Raw genomic sequence first — 16,837 nt, forward strand, 5'->3', positions numbered from 1 at the left:
TTGATTTGCAATCACCCCGTGCATGAAATTCTTACGGATGGCTCTATTTTAGCACAAGACTAAAAAAATAGAGAATCCTAATCAGTTAACGACTTTGCCAAATACTTAAAGCACCTTTACGTGTCGAAACATAGAGCTGATTATCAATCACTCTTAAGGTACGGACTTCACCACTGGTTTTAGCGCGCCCCAGTGTAGTTCCACTGTTGAGATCAATTTGATGCAAATAACCATCCAAATCACCAACAACAAGATTTGAACCGAGTAACACAGGATTACTCAGGTTACGATTTAGCAATTGCTCATTTTTCCAGATTTCTTGCCCAGTAATCAAATCATACGCAATAATTTGACCGTCTGTTTGTGACACGATGACTTTACCATCTGTCACTTCTGGACGATTGATACTGCTTGAATTTTCACTCCACAAAATACGTTGTGTCGCTAAATCAAGCACAGTAACTTGCCCTTGAAAACTTGTTGTTACGACATACTGCCCAGAAACCACAGGTTCACTATCAACATCAATTAAACGTTGAATATCCGAACGCCCTTCTGAAACGGCAACGCGACGTTGTAAGCGAGGCACACCTGCAAGACTATCAATTGCAAAAAGGTAGCCTGTAGATGTTCCTATAAGCACTGTACGCGGATCCAAACTTACTGGGGCAGCTTGACCACGTAAGCTCAACGAAGCATTTGGTAATTTGTAGGTCCAGGCTTGTTGACCTGACTCAACATCTAACGCATAGACAGTGCCATCATTTGCAACCACGATTACTCGACCAGATTGGATCAATGCTGAACTAATGATTGCGCCCGATAACTGTGTAGACCATTTGGTTGCACCCGTAGCTTGATCTAAAGCAAAGATGCGCCCTTTTTGATTGCCCACAATCACCACACCGTCAGCAGCTTCAACACCTGAGCTTAGACCTTCTTTGGTCACTTTAGCTTCCCATAGGCGTTGTTTACCTTTATAGGCTGACACCTCACCTTTTGGATCTAAAGCAAATACGACACCATTGTCCGTATCCAAACGAAGACGCAGTGCATCTTCACTGCTGGTCGACGAAACACTGGTCGAAAAAACTTGAACCAAGCTTGATGCTTGTGCAACTTTAGGGAGTGGATTCGGCTTAATCTTAACTTCTTTCATCTTATTGCTTGAACAGCCGATTAAAGCGATTGATAAGATTGCTAAAGCAAAAGGTATTTTAAAGTTTCTATCCATTAAGACTCATCCACTTGTGTTGCTAAAATTGGGCGCTCAAGATCAGGATCTTCTACTAATACGCCAACACTTTCGAGTTTAATTTGTAAAATTTGTCGTTCTTGCTTACGCTCAACAACTGCATTCCATGCTGCTTGATACGATTTTTTGGCATTTTCAGTGTCATTTTTTGCTACATAAATGTCGCCTTTCATCTCATCAGCACTGGCTTGAAATGCAGGATCATTCACAGCTGACAAGGTTTTCAAAGCATCATCAAACTTTTTTTGCGCCAATTGTGCATCAGCCAATTTAATTTTTACAACTTGTAACAAACCAGCATCTTTAATTTTGGAATTTTCGACTTTTTTCAACTCACGCTCAGCCAAGGCATAATCATTTTTATCATAAGCAAGTTTTGCCATGATAATTTGAGCCTGAATCGCCTGTACTGAATCTGGATTGTCTTTCACAATTTTATCTGCGGATGATACCAATGCAGCCGTGACTTTGGCATCACCATTGGCTGCTCTTGCCTCATCCATCAATTGTTGAATTTTAGCTGTTTGGTTTTGATTTTCAGCCAAAGTTTTCTTTTGCCAATATTCCCAACCGAAAAAGGCAATCAATGCAATGAGCACACCAGTGACCATAGCCGAGCCATATTTTTTAAAGAATGACTTCACACTATCCAGTTGTTCTTCATCAGTCATTGCGCTCATTTGACTCCCCTTTTCCTTATGATTATCGGCTTATTTTGACGAAAGTTTTTCAATGAAAAACGGTACTATTTCAGACACCTGAATTTCATGTTGTTCAGCTGTAGCAAGTTCTTTAACTAAAACTTGCTGTGCTTCAGCTTCACGTTCACCAAAGATCAATGCATAGATCGCACCAGACTGGTCTGCTTTCTTCATTTGACTCTTCATAGAACCTTGTGAACCTGTTTTTAAACGGATTGTACTGTTTGCCGTTTCGATTTGATCTCGCATTTGCTCAGCCAGAACCAGAGCCTGCCCTTGTGTCACCGGGTCAGAAAGCAAAAATAGCTCACACTCACGCGTTGGAGTATTGTCTTCAACTTGCTCAAGCAACAACAATAAACGTTCCATCCCCATGGCGAAACCCACAGCTGGCACAGATTGATCTGGCTTACCTTTAAGCTGCCCAACCAAACCATCGTAACGACCACCTGCGCAGACAGTTCCTTGAGAACCCAAATGCGTTGTGGTCCACTCAAATACTGTTTTGTTGTAATAATCTAAACCACGTACCAGTTTTTGATTGATCACAAAACTAATTCCAGCATCCGTTAAATACTGTTGTAACTGGGCAAAATGATTCAAACTGTCTTCTTTCAAGAAGTCATGCAACTTTGGCGCATTTTCAAGAATTTGTTGGGTACGTGCATCTTTTGAATCTAAGATACGTAAAGGATTAGTGGTCAAACGGCGTTGTGAGTCCTCATCCAAGTCTGCTTGATGAGCTGTCAAAAACTCAACCAATGCTGCACGATACTCGGCACGCTCATCAGATTCACCCAAAGTATTCAACTCAAGTTGAACTTTATCTGCAACCCCCATGCGCTTCCACAAACGTGCCGTCATCAGAATCAGTTCAGCATCTTGATCTGGTGTTGCCACACCAAAAGTTTCAACACCAAATTGGTGGAATTGGCGATAGCGTCCTTTTTGAGGTTTCTCATAACGGAACATTGGACCCACATACCAAACACGTGGATTCGCACCACGCAACAAGTTATGCTCCAACATCGCACGCACACAACCCGCAGTCCCTTCTGGACGCAATGTTAAAGATTCAGGTGGATTACCTTTATCCAGAAATGTATACATTTCCTTTTCAACGATGTCAGTTGCATCACCAATTGAACGTTTAAACAAATGGGTATGTTCAACGATCGGCAAACGGATTTGCTGATAACCATAAGCATCCATAAGTGATGCTAAATGTTGCTCAAGACGTCTCCATGCAGCAGTTTGCGTTGGAAGAACATCGTTAAAACCTTTAATTGCGACAATTGAACTCATGATGAACTACGGATAATCTCTTTAGCTTTAGCTTTTTCAAGCTCTTGAACACGTTGACGAACCATCGTTTCGATTTCATCAACCAACTGATTTGTATCTATTAAATGACTCTTTTCGCCATTACGATACACGAGTGAGCGAGGACTTGCACCGACAATACCAATATCAGCTTCTTTGGCTTCACCCGGACCATTGACTTTACACCCAATGACAGATACATCCATCGGTGTACGAATATCTTCCAAACGTTCTTCAAGAGCTTGCATGACCTTAATCACGTTAAACTCTTGACGTGAACAACTTGGACAGGCAATAAAATTGATCCCATTTGAACGAAGACTCAATGATTTTAAAATATCAAAACCAATTTTAACTTCTTCTTCAGGCTCTGCTGCCAATGAAATACGCATGGTGTCACCAATGCCTTCCATCAACAAACCACCTAAAGCAATCGCAGATTTCACAGAACCTGTACGATATACCCCTGCTTCAGTCACACCCAAATGCAGTGGGTTATCAATCTGTGCAGATAATAAACGATAAGCATCCATTGTCAAAAATACATTTGACGCTTTTACCGACACTTTAAATTCTTGAAAATCCAAACGATCCAAGATATCAATATGACGCATCGCAGACTCAAGCAAAGCTTGTCCTGTCGGTTCACCATATTTCTTTTGAATATCTTTCTCTAAAGATCCAGCATTGACCCCAATACGCATCGAAATATCGTGATGACGTGCGGCAGCCACAACCTCACGAATTTTGGCTTCAGAACCAATATTACCAGGATTGATACGCAAACAATCTGCACCCATATCAGCGACTTTCAAAGCAATCTTATAATCGAAATGAATGTCCGCCACCAAAGGAATGGTAACACGCTTACGAATTTCACCAAAAGCTTCGGCAGCTTCCATCGTTGGTACTGAAACACGCATGATATCAGCGCCCACATCTGCACAGCGTTGAATCTGCGCAACCGTTGCATCAACATCACATGTTTCAGTATTGGTCATACTTTGAATACTGATCGGGGCATCACCACCGACATACACCGAACCCACACGTATTTTACGTGTTGGACGACGCTTGATTGGATTCTCAATCATGATCTTATCTACTCTTGCCCATTAACGTGACAAACGGAATTCTGCTTTTCCGTTCACTGTATATGGAGACAATGAAATCTGTTCATTATTAAGGCTTAATGACACAGCAGTTGCATCATCGAGTCGAATTTGGAATGGTGACTGACCACTCAGTGTCAATGTCGCAGATTGACGACCAGTTGCCAAAACTTTTCCTGTGCTGTCCACAATATGCACAGAGGTTGGATGGCTAAAATTCAACACCATTTGGTCACCAGAAGTCGCAGTTGCATTGTTTAAGTTCAATACCTCTACTTCAGACTCTTGTGGTTTAGCATCAGTGTCATTGCTTTTACTTGATGTAAACTTTTGAATTCCTGCGATCAAAGCCCAAATCACGGCAATCGCAACAATGGCAATCAAAGCACGCTTCAACCATTTTTTATTACGATCGCTGTTTGAACCCGGAAGCTTACCCATGATCTTGATCGGAGAATTGTTCAATGCATGGTTCGGTAAAAGCCCTGTATCATTTTGATAAATTTCATCAAAACGTTGAATGATGACAGTTGCATCAACACCCAAAAACTTCGCATATGAACGATAATAGCCTTTAATAAAAGTCGCTTCTGGCAAAGATTTATATTCATCTTGCTCTAATGCTTGTAAGGTTTTTACAGGCATTTTCAGCTCTTTTGCAACATCTTGAATGTCTAGGTTCTTCGAGACTCGAATTTGACGCAAGTACTCACCTGGACGTTGAACATTTCCTAAGCCATTAGATGCTACGTTTGAACCTGTAGGTTGCTGTGAATTAGGATTTACTTCCATACGGCCTCAGTACTGTACTGTAATTGCAGATAACGTTGATATTCTTTACTGTCAGGGAATAATGCCCGCAACTGGTTCACCAGTACTTGCATTCCCATCTGGTCATTATTGGCACGTGCAATACGTAAACCAATCCAGAGTGCTCTTGCGCCCTGTTTGTCCTGACCTACTAAACGAACATATTGTTCATAGAGTTGACTTGCTTGCGCATTTTTTTGTTGCAAATAGAAAATCTCAGACAACTCTACCAAAGAAATGATCGAATCGCGATTGACTTGTAGGGCATTTTTGAATGCTTTTTCGGCATTTGCTGTATCACCAACTTTTAAATATACCCGCCCCAAATTTTCTAAAGCCTTATAACGCTGGTCGTATCCAAGAGATGCGCCTGCGATACTCAACTGCTCAATCGCATCATTATAACGCTCGCTAACAAATAAATATGTTCCATAATTATTACGAGCCTGCGCATTTTTCGAATCACTGGAAATCGCACGCTTAAAATAGCCATCCGCTTTTTCCATGCTGATCTTACTACCTTCTTGTTGTAGTAAAACCCCCATCATCATATTGGCAGCTGAATCTCGCGAATCTGTTTCAAGAGCTTGATCAAGTGCACGTTTGGCTGCATCCAGATCGCCTGATCGAATATACTCCGCAGCTAACTGGGTCCGAACTTTGACGGCTTTCTCAGGATCTTTTTTTATAATTGTGTCTGAGTTTGTCGTTTGACAACCCTGTACCACCAATGCAGATAAACCAATTGCCAATATTACAACTGCTTTTTGATACATCGATTTTCTCAAAGTCAGCCCCTGATTCTTTGTTGATATAAATCTATGTCTACAGATCTTTAACCTTGTGAACGTATAATTTCACCACGTTCAGCCACTTTCTTTTTCCACTGTTCAGCACGACGTGTACGGTCTGCAACCTGCCCCACCAATTGTCCACAAGCCGCATCAATATCATCACCACGTGTCTGACGAATCGTACACACAAAACCTGCATCAGACAAAGTTTTTTGGAAAGAAATAATTCGATTTCGACTTGAACGCCCATAAGGTGCGTGTGGAAATGGGTTAAATGGGATTAAATTAATTTTGCTTGGTAAGTTTTTCAGCAATCTAATCATTTGTTGTGCATGTTCAGGTTGATCGTTCACACCATCCAACATCACATATTCAATCGTCACATGCTTGCGTGAACTTTCATTACCATCTTTGGCAATATAACGCTGACATGCAGCAATCAATTGCGCCAAAGGATATTTTTTATTGATTGGTACCAATTCATTACGCAATTCATCATTTGGCGCGTGTAAGGAAATCGCCAAAGCAACATCAATATCTTGTGCCAATTGATCAATTTTCGGAACTACACCTGATGTCGATAATGTGACACGGCGTTTTGACATTCCGTAAGCAAAATCATCCAGCATGATATTCATCGAACTCAAAACTGCATCATAGTTCAACAGTGGTTCGCCCATTCCCATCATAACCACATTGGTCACAGAACGTTCGCGCTCTGCGACTGGTACATCTTCCATATAAGAATAGTTCGCCATCCACAATTGCCCAATGATTTCATCTGGCAATAAATCACGCTGAAAACCCTGCTTACCTGTTGAACAGAATGAACAGTCAAGCGCACAGCCGACTTGTGAAGAAATACATAAGGTTTTACGTGACCCCGTCTTATCCTCAGCAGGAATCAACACGGTTTCTACCAGTGAACCTGCACCATCGCCCACTCGGAAAACCCATTTACGTGTGCCGTCTTTTGAATAGTTGCGATGAACAACCTCTGGTGCCTTAATTTCGCAAATTCGTTCTAATTTTTCTCGAAGTTTGCCTGAAATATTGGTCATTTCAGCAAAATCAGTGACAAAAAACTGATGAATCCATTTCATTACTTGCCCAGCACGGAATTTTTTCTCCCCCATTTCTTCGAAGAATTTTTCCAATTGCGGACGTGACATGCCAAGTAAATTCACTTTCTGTGCATGTGCAGACTGAACACGGTCAGCCTGTACTGTATGTGACGATGCAGGCTGCTGTTCATCTAAATTTAACGATGAAGCGACAACTTCAGAACTCATGGGGATTACCTAAATCATGCCGTATAATGAAAAATATTGATCAGCATTTAATCAATAAAAACAACAAAAATAAAAAAACCAGACAAGCAGTATATCACCTATCTGGTTTCGGGTCTGTTATCAATTCATAAATCGAAGATTTATTGGATGAGAAAAATAGACCCTAAATACGTCGAATTAACGAGTACGTGGACAAACTTCAGTTTGAGCGAAGAAGTAGTTTACTTCACGATCAGCAGATGCAACTGAGTCAGAACCGTGAGCAGCATTTTCATCGATGCTTACAGCGAAATCTGCACGGATTGTACCAGGAGCAGCTTCTTTAGGGTTTGTTGCACCAAGAATTTCACGGTGAGCAAGAACAGCGTTTTCGCCTTCAAGAACAGATACAACTACTGGACCAGAAGTCATGAATGCAACTAAATCACCAAAGAAACCACGTTCTTTATGCTCAGCATAGAAACCTTCAGCTTCAGCTTTAGAAAGGTGTTTCATTTTAGTCGCAACGATTTTAAGACCAGCTTTTTCGAAACGAGCAAAGATGTCACCGATGTGGTTTTTAGCAACTGCATCTGGTTTTACGATAGATAAAGTACGTTCAATAGCCATGATTGGCTCCTTAAGTCAATTTGACACGAAATTTTTGGCGCATTATACCGAATAATGGATAATTTTCCGCTTTTAATCTGTAAAAAAATTGGATTTTTCGATGTGTAGTGAGATTCCACCATTGAATTACATCGAGAAGCGATTAATTTGCTTCATCAATCCATGCCATTTGAATGGCTTCCAACAAACCTTCTGTCGATTTTGTTGGATCATCACTAAACTCTGGCAAAGCACAAATCCAAGCATGCATATCGGTAAAACGCACCCATTGTGGATCTACATCTGGGTGCGCTTCACTGAGTTCAATTGCGATGTCAATCGTGTCTGTCCAACGTAAGCCCATGCTCATGTTCCTTTGCTTTATTTAATTCTGCTACTTTACCAAATCTTAGGGGCTGTGGACAATTCGTCTATATTTGCGACTAGGTGTAGACCATCATTCAAAATTAAAACCTTGATGATCAAAGTCATCCGATTCTTTAAAAATGAAGTTACATACCACCAATAAATAAACCATCATAGAATAACTCCTAAATAAGGCGCAGTTAAAACAATCAAGCTTGCGACACTTGCACCAATCAGTGCCCCAACAATCACATCACTTGGATAATGCAATCCTAAAACCATTCGAGACAGCGCAATCAACACAGTAAAAGGTGTCATGATAAATAACATCAGGGGTTGGATATAACCAAAGACGATGGTTGCCATCACTGCATGTAAAGTATGACCAGATGGAAAACTAAAGTGATCCAAAGGGCGCTCACCTAAAATAATCACCTGATGGACTTGATAAGGTCGCGGGCGAACTGTTTTATGTTTTAGAAATTTATAAATCCCCGTTCCTAACAGACCAGCAACCACGACATAGAGCAATTGCAGTCCATACATCCAGCCTTTTTGCAACCATACCAGCATTAACATTGCGCACCAAAATGCACCATCACCTAGACGACTAATGGTTTTAAAAAACGTTGCAACACTTTGCGTATGCGATAAGTTATTGAGATATAAGCAACCTCTAAGATCGAGATCGAGCATTTTTATTTTGGTATTTTTAAAATTCATTTTCACTCTCCTCTCATTATTTGAGATGAACTAGGTCAGCCGTTTTGCATACTGCGTAACCTGATATAGTGCTTCTTCGAATTGATGAACTGGATGTTGCCATCCGATGCTTTGAACATCTTGCATGGCTTGTTGCCCCATGCGTTTCAGCATGTTGTTATCTGGAATTTGCAACACATGTTGTGTTAACTGTTGAATATCGCCAATTGAACATAACCAACCTGTTTGTGTATGTTTGCCATGAAGTTGGGCACAGGCATAATCATAGGCAATAATCGGTAAGCCACTTGCCATCGCCTCAATCACCACATTACCAAATGTTTCGACTTGGCTGGCAAATACAAAAACATTGGCACTTGCATAAGCTTCAGCAAGTTGCGTGCCACTTAGGCTACCCATGAAAATCACATGTTCTGCACCTGGCATTTTTTCTAATCGGCTACGATCAGGACCATCTCCCACCAACACCAATTTGACTTGACGCTGAGATTGCTTACGTAACGCCGAATAAGCATCAATTACCACATTAACTTCTTTTTCCGAAGATAAACGCCCAACATAAATCAACACCGTAGTGTTTTCATCTGCGCCCCACTGCTGCCTAAGCTGTGCTGAATAACGTTGTGAAGAAAACCGATCTGTATCAATCCCCCTGCCTACGACGACCAATGGGCAGGTCACACCAAATTCACGTAAAGCGATTTCAGTGTCACGGCTAGGGACACAGGTCAGTTGTGTTGCATTATGAAACCATCTCAAATAACTTTGAATCGGCTTGACCAAGAATGCCAAATCAAAGAACCGACTAAACTCTTGGAATTGTGAATGAAAGCCACTTGAAACGGGGATACGTCGTGTTTTTGCAGCGTGTAATGCTGTAAATCCTAATGGTCCTTCAGTCACGATATGCACGACATCGGGTGTAAATGCTGAAATCGCTTGAGAAACTTTGAGGAATTGTGGCCAACCGAACTTCATATCTGGATATTTTGGAATTGATTGCCCATTCACCAAGCATTCTTTATTGGGAACGAAGTCATAGCATTGCGCTTTTTGCTCAGGACGAATAAGCAGAATTTTATGCCCTTGATTTTGCAACCCTTTACACAGTTGCATCAAAGATAAAGCAACACCATTAATTTCTGGTGGCCATGTTTCAGTCACGATTGCAATTTTGAGACGAGGTCGAGATAAATCACGAATAAGGTCATCATTATTCGTTGTCGTTTTCTTGTTGTTTGGGTTGAAATAATACTGAATATTATCGGGAAAATCTTGTTGTTTAAATTGCAAGGTGTTCGTGAACGGTTTATTCATACGATACCTAATCTGTTCATTTTTTTAACAGATTAGGTTATTTTCTTGACAATTTAATGATTATTTTATGACAGTTTTTTGACCAATTACTGATCGCCTTTCACGCGAATGAGTAGACCGTTTTCCACTTGGTAAACTTGTCCATTGCCAAAGTCAATCTGTTGCTTTTCACCATGCAGGTTCGGAAAGCCTGCAATCTTTTCCAGTTGTGGAGAACGCTGAAACTGTTGAGTTTTTGGATTATACATCCAATAAATATAGCGTTTATCCTCTACTGTGCGCCCTTGAGATAAGTCAGAAACAATCACATCATAATAACCATCAAAATTGATATCCATATAACCGACACTGTTTGGATAGCCTGTAAACCCAGTAAGGCTTTGCACGACAGTATTGTTGTTTTTATTCAATACATCTACACGTTTTAAAGTTTTGCCAAATGAGCTATTGGCATCGTCCTGACCATAGAATTTAAAGATAAAAACTGGTTTATTCACGACCTTAAAAGCAGGTTCAAATTGTATGGATTGCCCAGCTGTTTTGCCTGCTTCTAAAAGTGTAGCTTTAAACAATCCTCTATTTGCATTCAGCACACCTGTCAGTTGATACTTGCCAACAGTGGTGTTATCTGCTTCTGAAGCCAGTGATTTTAAATCTAACTGATCGCCTTTTTGAGTTCCTTTAAAGTCTATCGTTGTACCATTCATTAAATCAGTCAGTACGCCATGAGGATGTGAAATCCCTGCATAAAGGTTCATATAATAACGACCTTCACCTGATTTAAGCATACGCTGCATCGACACACGCACACCACTCAATGGCTTTAAACCTGGGTTTGTTTGGGTCGATACAGATTGAGTTTCAGCATAACCAAAACATGAAATAGACAAAGTCATCATAGTGAGAAAAAGTTTAAATTTCATGATTCAAAACCATATTCAACGATAATCAATAATGTGTAATCTATCACAAAATAATTTTTTATAAGTTAATTATTGCGACCCTTAGATGATTTAAAAGATCGGAATCTAAACGCGACCAATTGGCTGTTTGGCAATATCACCTTTTTTCTTCAACTCATCAATGTATTTTAATTCATTACGCGCCTTTGAGTCAGACGGATCAGCTTCTAACACCTGATTAAAATATTTAACCGCTTCATCCAGTTGATTTAATTCAATTAAACTTACTCCTAGACTACGCCTTACACCCTGCTGAATCGCCAATCTTTTCTGCTCAGGCTCAACCAAATACACATACTCTTCAGCTGCTTTAAAACTTTCTAATGATGCTTGCCACTGTTTTTGTGCTTGCTGAATAAATCCCAGTTCTTTTAAATACCCACTATTAAAAGGAGACAATAACAATGCTTTTTGTAACGCTGACTGTGCATTGCTCCAATCACTCATTTCAATATAGGCATAAGCTGTTTGAAAATATAAGTCAGCCCAAGTTCCTGAAAAGACTCTAATATCTTTTTGCTTTCCGATATCAAGCGTTAGATACAGTAAGGTTTCAGCTGTTCCGCTGGCAGCATAAAGGACATATTGACGACTATTTTGATATTTTTCAAAATATTGAATTGCAGTATTTAAGGTTACAATCGCCTGCTGCGGATGTCCCGCGATTAAATACTGATTGGCTTTTTCTAAAGCATCATAGGCAAGCTTTTCATCAAGCACATTCTTTTCCAAATTTTGAACATTACTCGATTCAGACTGAGATGTATGCCGAGTAGCTTCTACAACTATATTTTGCGCAAACGTCAAACTTATAGCAAAATAACTCAGCGAACCAATCAAGGTAAATTGTTTTTTTAATTCCATTTTGTGCGACTTTATTATTCAATTTATCTAAAATATAGCATAAAAAAACCCACTCAAAAGAGTGGGCTTTGGTAAAACTAAAAATTAGTTCTTTTCTTTATCAACGATTTTGTTCGCTTGAATCCAAGGCATCATTGCACGTAACTTAGAACCTGTTACTTCGATACCGTGCGCTGCATTTTGACGACGGCGAGCAGTCATTGATGGATAGTTCAACGCACCTTCTTGAATGAACATCTTCGCATATTCACCAGATTGGATACGTTTAAGCGCATTACGCATCGCTTCACGTGATTGCTCGTTGATCACTTCAACACCAGTCACATATTCACCATATTCAGCATTGTTTGATACTGAATAGTTCATGTCTGCGATACCGCCTTCGAACATCAAATCAACGATTAATTTAAGTTCGTGTAAGCATTCGAAATAAGCCATTTCTGGTGCATAACCCGCTTCAACAAGCGTTTCATAACCCATTTTAACCAATTCAACCGCACCACCACAAAGAACTGCTTGCTCACCGAATAAGTCAGTTTCAGTTTCTTCACGGAATGAAGTTTCGATGATTCCTGTACGACCACCACCTACGCCAGAAGCATAAGAAAGTGCAACATTACGTGCATTACCAGAAGCATCTTGATGGATCGCAATCAGATCAGGAACACCTGAACCACGTTGGAACTCTGAACGTACAGTGTGACCAGGCGCTTTTGGTGCAACCATGATTACATCTAAATCTTTACGCGGAACAACTTGGTTATAAAGAACAGAGAAACCATGAGCAAATGCCAAAGTTGCGCCTTCTTTGATGTTTGGTTCAATCACATCACGATAAAGTTGTGATTGGAACTCATCCGGCGTCAAAATCATGACTAAATCAGCTTGAGCAACAGCAGCTGGAACTTCAGCAACTTTAAGACCTGCATTCTCAGCTTTTTTCCAAGAAGTTGAACCAGCACGTAAACCAACAGTAACGTCTACACCTGAATCTTTAAGGTTAAGCGCATGTGCGTGACCTTGTGAACCGTAGCCAATGATCGCTACTTTTTTACCTTGGATGATAGATAAGTCGCAGTCTTTATCATAAAAAATTTGCATTGCTGTCTCCGCTATAATGCTGTGTTTCCTCTTCTTATCCTGAAGATTTTTGTTTGGAATCTTCTAGTCTAAGTCCCTCTTCTATTCCGAGAAGAGGTTATACATGAGGGAATAAAAAATCAAATAATTAATTAAGGGTTGAATAAATTACAGTGAAAGAACTTTTTCACCGCGGGCAATACCTGATACGCCAGAACGAACCACTTCTAAAATTGTGTTCTCTGCAAGCGCATCAATAAAGCCGTCAATTTTTTCTGTTGTACCCGCAATCTGAATGGTATAAGTCGTTGGTGTTACATCGACAATTTGCGCACGGAAAATATCCGCAGTGCGTTTGATCTCGGCACGTGCAGAACCTAATGCTTTGACTTTAATCAGCATCAGTTCACGCTCAATGTGCGCACCCTCAGACAGATCAACAACCTTAACCACCTCAACCAATTTGTTGAGTTGCTTGGTAATCTGCTCGATCTTGTGATCATCACCATAAGTCGTCAATGTCAAACGCGACATGGTTGGATCTTCAGTTGGTGCTACATTTAAAGTTTCAATGTTGTAGTTACGTTGAGAAAACAACCCCACCAAACGAGAAAGCGCACCAGCTTCGTTTTCAACGAGTACAGAAATTATATGTCTCATTCAGTACGCTCCCCTTTAGACAACCACATATCTTTCATTGACTGACCTGCAATCAGCATTGGATATACATGCTCTGTACGGTCAACCATGACATTGATAAACACACATTTATCGTCGATCGCCATCGCTTCTTGAAGCTTAGATTCAAGCTCATCTGCATGGTCAATCTGGATACCAACATGCCCGTATGCTTCCATAAGTTTTGGAAAATCAGGTAAAGATTCAACATAAGAACTTGAATGACGTCCTTCATAGTTCATATCTTGCCACTGCTTAACCATTCCTAAAGCACGGTTATTTAAGCAAAGAATTTTCACATTTAAGCCGTATTGCTTACATGTAGAAAGCTCTTGGATACACATCTGAATAGATGCTTCACCTGTAATACACACCACCTGTTGATCTGGGAATGCCAATTTTGCCGCCATTGCATAAGGCAAACCTACCCCCATTGTCCCCAAACCACCTGAGTTAATCCATTGGCGTGGACGTGTGTACTTATAATACAAGGCACCAAACATTTGATGTTGACCAACATCAGAAGTAATGATTGCTTGACTATTGGTAATCTTATCCAATGCTTCAACCACTTGTTGTGGCTTCATCACACCATCTTGACCTGCTTCATACTTCAAACCATGAACTTTGCGCCATTCATTGATTTGTGCCCACCAATCTGCAATCGCTTCTGGATTTGGCTTTGAAACATTCATTTGCTTCAACTGAACCAACATCTCTTGAAGTACAGGTTCTACCGCACCCACGATTGGAATATGCGCCATAATCGTTTTCGAAATGGTCGCAGGGTCAATATCAATATGAATAACTTTAGCATTTGGACAGAATTTAGCAGGATTGTTGGTTACACGGTCATCAAAACGTGCGCCGATTGCTAAAATAACGTCAGCATTTGCCATGGTCATATTGGCTTCGTAAGTACCATGCATTCCGAGCATGCCTACGAATTGCGGATCATTTCCAGAAAAAGCACCTAAACCCATCAAGGTATTGGTCACTGGATAATTTAATAAATGCGCCAATTCCGTGAGTAATTCAGAAGCATTACCCTGAACAACACCACCACCCGTATAAATCACTGGGCGCTTTGCATTCACCAACTCATCAATTGCTTTACGAATTTGACCTGAATGACCTCGATGCGGAGGTTGGTAAGAACGCATTTTTACTTTTTCAGGATATTCATACGCAAATTTTTCTGCAGGATTGGTCGCATCCTTTGGAATATCAACAACAACAGGACCCGGACGTCCAGAAGAAGCGATATAAAATGCTTTTTTAATTATTGCAGGAATTTCACTTGCATGACGCACTTGGAAACTATGTTTTACGATTGGACGAGAAATCCCCACCATATCTGTTTCTTGGAATGCGTCTTCACCAATCAGATGGCTTGCAACCTGTCCAGACAAAATCACCATTGGGATTGAGTCCATATAAGCTGTGGCGATTGGTGTTACGGTATTGGTTGCACCAGGTCCAGAAGTGACCAGTACGACACCTGTTTTACCTGTCACGCGTGAGTATGCATCTGCCATGTGACCAGCAGCTTGCTCATGACGCACGAGGTAATGATTAATTTTATCTTGTTTAAATAGCGCATCATAAATATGTAATACTGCGCCGCCTGGGTATCCAAAAACATGTTCAACGCCTTCGTCCGCCAATGCACGAACAAGCATTTCACCACCAGATAAAAGTTCCAACGTATTCACCCTAATCTTTTTTCCACAGCACTATGGGAGACATAGACTGTGTTTCATTCATTGATTGTGCGCTCTGTTATAGCACACATATTGACTCGTTTTTGCAGCAATAAAAAAATAAATCGTCACGCAACCGTGTGGGCTGTATGAATCACTGAAATATGTTGGGATAAACATGTTTCGGTATTGGTCATTTTCTCGGCTTAGAGAAAATGTTATTGCTTGCTTTGATACTTTTATTCGAAGGGTGATCGAAAAAAACATCTGAAACTTGAGCAAGCATTTTTGTAGTTTTAGCGAACAAAGTCAAGGTTTCTCATAAGGTTTTTATTGATTATTTACCAACCGTTTATTTTTAAAACTATTCCTTTTTTTTAAGTGTATTATAAATAAAATTTCAATCACTTATAACTCAATAAAATTGCAAAAGAATTATTTTAAAACTTATATTTTTGTATGAAAAACACCCTCTCACCAAATAACGATGGTTTTGTAAAATTGATATAAAAAATTCATTCAGGCACACTATTTTTTCTAGCCAAAATAATAATGATCAAAATACTCTAAAACTTCACTTAAAGTATTTATTACATTCCGATCAATAACGTTTTTGATATATCGCTAAATAATATGATTAACCTGAGTTAGATAAAAATCCTTGATGAAAGATGATACAGTCAAACCGCCAGACTATTCATACAAGTGATTTGGATGACTCATTTATTTTGTACTTTTGAATCATCGATGGTCTTGCGATCTTGAGGCGACATGAATGTCGCCATGTTGAGCGGGGGTATGAGGATGTACCCCTCGCTCAACGAAAGATTTTTGTCACTTTTCATCTCTGAAAAGTGAGGCATAGCCTAAACTTTAGCACTAAAGCGTGGCAGTGCAAGCTCTAGATCATCAAACAATCTATTGATCGCTTTCATTTTATTGATCAAGAGAAATAAAACGCTATTGATGGTTGCGCTTGCGGAGCTCCGCTCCTCATCCTAAAATTTGATAAAAACGCAGCAAGCCACATAAAAAATTTATTATTTTTCAATGATTTGAGAATTTAATTACATCAAACTCAGGTCAAGATAAGACCAATAAAAAAAGCCATTCTCAATTGAAAATGGCTTCTTTATTTCGCCAAAATGACTCTTAAACTTTGAAATGGTTCAAGAGAACATACAGATTAAGTTATTTCCATTTAACTGCTTGCACTTCTGATTTTTTAGTCGTTTCGGGTTCATTTGTACTACAACCGCATCCACCACC

General features: G+C 40.0%; 16 protein-coding genes. All 16 read right to left on the reverse strand.

Annotated features, from left to right (window positions below; all coding sequences use genetic code 11):
• Positions 1–85: 85 nt before the first annotated feature.
• A complete protein-coding gene (gene bamB / locus AAV97_RS04740; protein ID WP_046759952.1) occupies positions 86–1,234 on the reverse strand; it encodes an outer membrane protein assembly factor BamB in 1,149 nt (382 codons plus the stop codon).
• Entirely contained in the window at positions 1,234–1,935 is a 702-nt protein-coding gene (locus AAV97_RS04745) for a YfgM family protein (protein ID WP_004825005.1), read from the reverse strand. The genes bamB and AAV97_RS04745 overlap by 1 nt, the downstream gene beginning before the upstream one ends.
• Positions 1,936–1,965: 30 nt before the next feature.
• On the reverse strand, positions 1,966–3,261 hold the full coding sequence (gene hisS / locus AAV97_RS04750) for a histidine--tRNA ligase (RefSeq protein WP_046759953.1): 1,296 nt from the start codon (positions 3,259–3,261) through the stop codon (positions 1,966–1,968).
• Positions 3,258–4,373, reverse strand: a complete 1,116-nt coding sequence (ispG, locus tag AAV97_RS04755) for a flavodoxin-dependent (E)-4-hydroxy-3-methylbut-2-enyl-diphosphate synthase (RefSeq protein WP_046759954.1) — start codon at positions 4,371–4,373, stop codon at positions 3,258–3,260. The genes hisS and ispG overlap by 4 nt, the downstream gene beginning before the upstream one ends.
• A 21-nt stretch (positions 4,374–4,394) precedes the next feature.
• Positions 4,395–5,183, reverse strand: a complete 789-nt coding sequence (locus AAV97_RS04760; RefSeq protein ID WP_004825011.1) for a helix-turn-helix domain-containing protein — start codon at positions 5,181–5,183, stop codon at positions 4,395–4,397.
• Positions 5,174–5,977: a type IV pilus biogenesis/stability protein PilW gene (gene pilW, locus AAV97_RS04765; RefSeq protein ID WP_004825013.1), complete on the reverse strand. Its 804-nt coding sequence runs from the start codon at positions 5,975–5,977 to the stop codon at positions 5,174–5,176. Before pilW ends, AAV97_RS04760 begins: the two co-directional genes overlap by 10 nt.
• 59 nt (positions 5,978–6,036) lie before the next feature.
• On the reverse strand, positions 6,037–7,287 hold the full coding sequence (gene rlmN / locus AAV97_RS04770; RefSeq protein ID WP_046759955.1) for a 23S rRNA (adenine(2503)-C(2))-methyltransferase RlmN: 1,251 nt from the start codon (positions 7,285–7,287) through the stop codon (positions 6,037–6,039).
• A gap of 177 nt (positions 7,288–7,464) precedes the next feature.
• Positions 7,465–7,896 (reverse strand): nucleoside-diphosphate kinase, encoded by a 432-nt coding sequence (gene ndk, locus AAV97_RS04775; protein ID WP_004725878.1) that lies wholly within the window; start codon positions 7,894–7,896, stop codon positions 7,465–7,467.
• A 142-nt stretch (positions 7,897–8,038) separates the two neighbouring features.
• A complete protein-coding gene (gene iscX, locus AAV97_RS04780; RefSeq protein WP_004725877.1) occupies positions 8,039–8,239 on the reverse strand; it encodes a Fe-S cluster assembly protein IscX in 201 nt (66 codons plus the stop codon).
• A gap of 173 nt (positions 8,240–8,412) precedes the next feature.
• Positions 8,413–8,964, reverse strand: coding sequence for a phosphatase PAP2 family protein (locus tag AAV97_RS04785; protein ID WP_004825017.1), 552 nt, complete (start codon positions 8,962–8,964; stop codon positions 8,413–8,415).
• A gap of 30 nt (positions 8,965–8,994) precedes the next feature.
• On the reverse strand, positions 8,995–10,281 hold the full coding sequence (locus AAV97_RS04790) for a glycosyltransferase family 4 protein (RefSeq protein ID WP_009584398.1): 1,287 nt from the start codon (positions 10,279–10,281) through the stop codon (positions 8,995–8,997).
• A gap of 86 nt (positions 10,282–10,367) precedes the next feature.
• Positions 10,368–11,204: an XAC2610-related protein gene (locus tag AAV97_RS04795; protein ID WP_046759956.1), complete on the reverse strand. Its 837-nt coding sequence runs from the start codon at positions 11,202–11,204 to the stop codon at positions 10,368–10,370.
• Positions 11,205–11,309: 105 nt separating this feature from the next.
• Positions 11,310–12,107 carry a tetratricopeptide repeat protein gene (locus tag AAV97_RS04800; RefSeq protein WP_046759957.1) on the reverse strand — a complete coding sequence of 266 codons (798 nt, stop codon included), beginning with the start codon at positions 12,105–12,107 and terminating at the stop codon, positions 11,310–11,312.
• Between the two features lie 84 nt (positions 12,108–12,191).
• Entirely contained in the window at positions 12,192–13,208 is a 1,017-nt protein-coding gene (gene ilvC, locus AAV97_RS04805; RefSeq protein ID WP_004825025.1) for a ketol-acid reductoisomerase, read from the reverse strand.
• 147 nt (positions 13,209–13,355) lie between these two features.
• A complete protein-coding gene (gene ilvN / locus AAV97_RS04810) occupies positions 13,356–13,847 on the reverse strand; it encodes an acetolactate synthase small subunit (protein WP_004825027.1) in 492 nt (163 codons plus the stop codon).
• Positions 13,844–15,571 carry an acetolactate synthase 3 large subunit gene (locus tag AAV97_RS04815; protein WP_046759958.1) on the reverse strand — a complete coding sequence of 576 codons (1,728 nt, stop codon included), beginning with the start codon at positions 15,569–15,571 and terminating at the stop codon, positions 13,844–13,846. The genes ilvN and AAV97_RS04815 overlap by 4 nt, the downstream gene beginning before the upstream one ends.
• Between the last annotated feature and the right edge of the window lie 1,266 nt (positions 15,572–16,837).

This window comes from Acinetobacter sp. Ag2 (assembly GCF_001005515.1).
Classification (GTDB): domain Bacteria; phylum Pseudomonadota; class Gammaproteobacteria; order Pseudomonadales; family Moraxellaceae; genus Acinetobacter; species Acinetobacter bereziniae.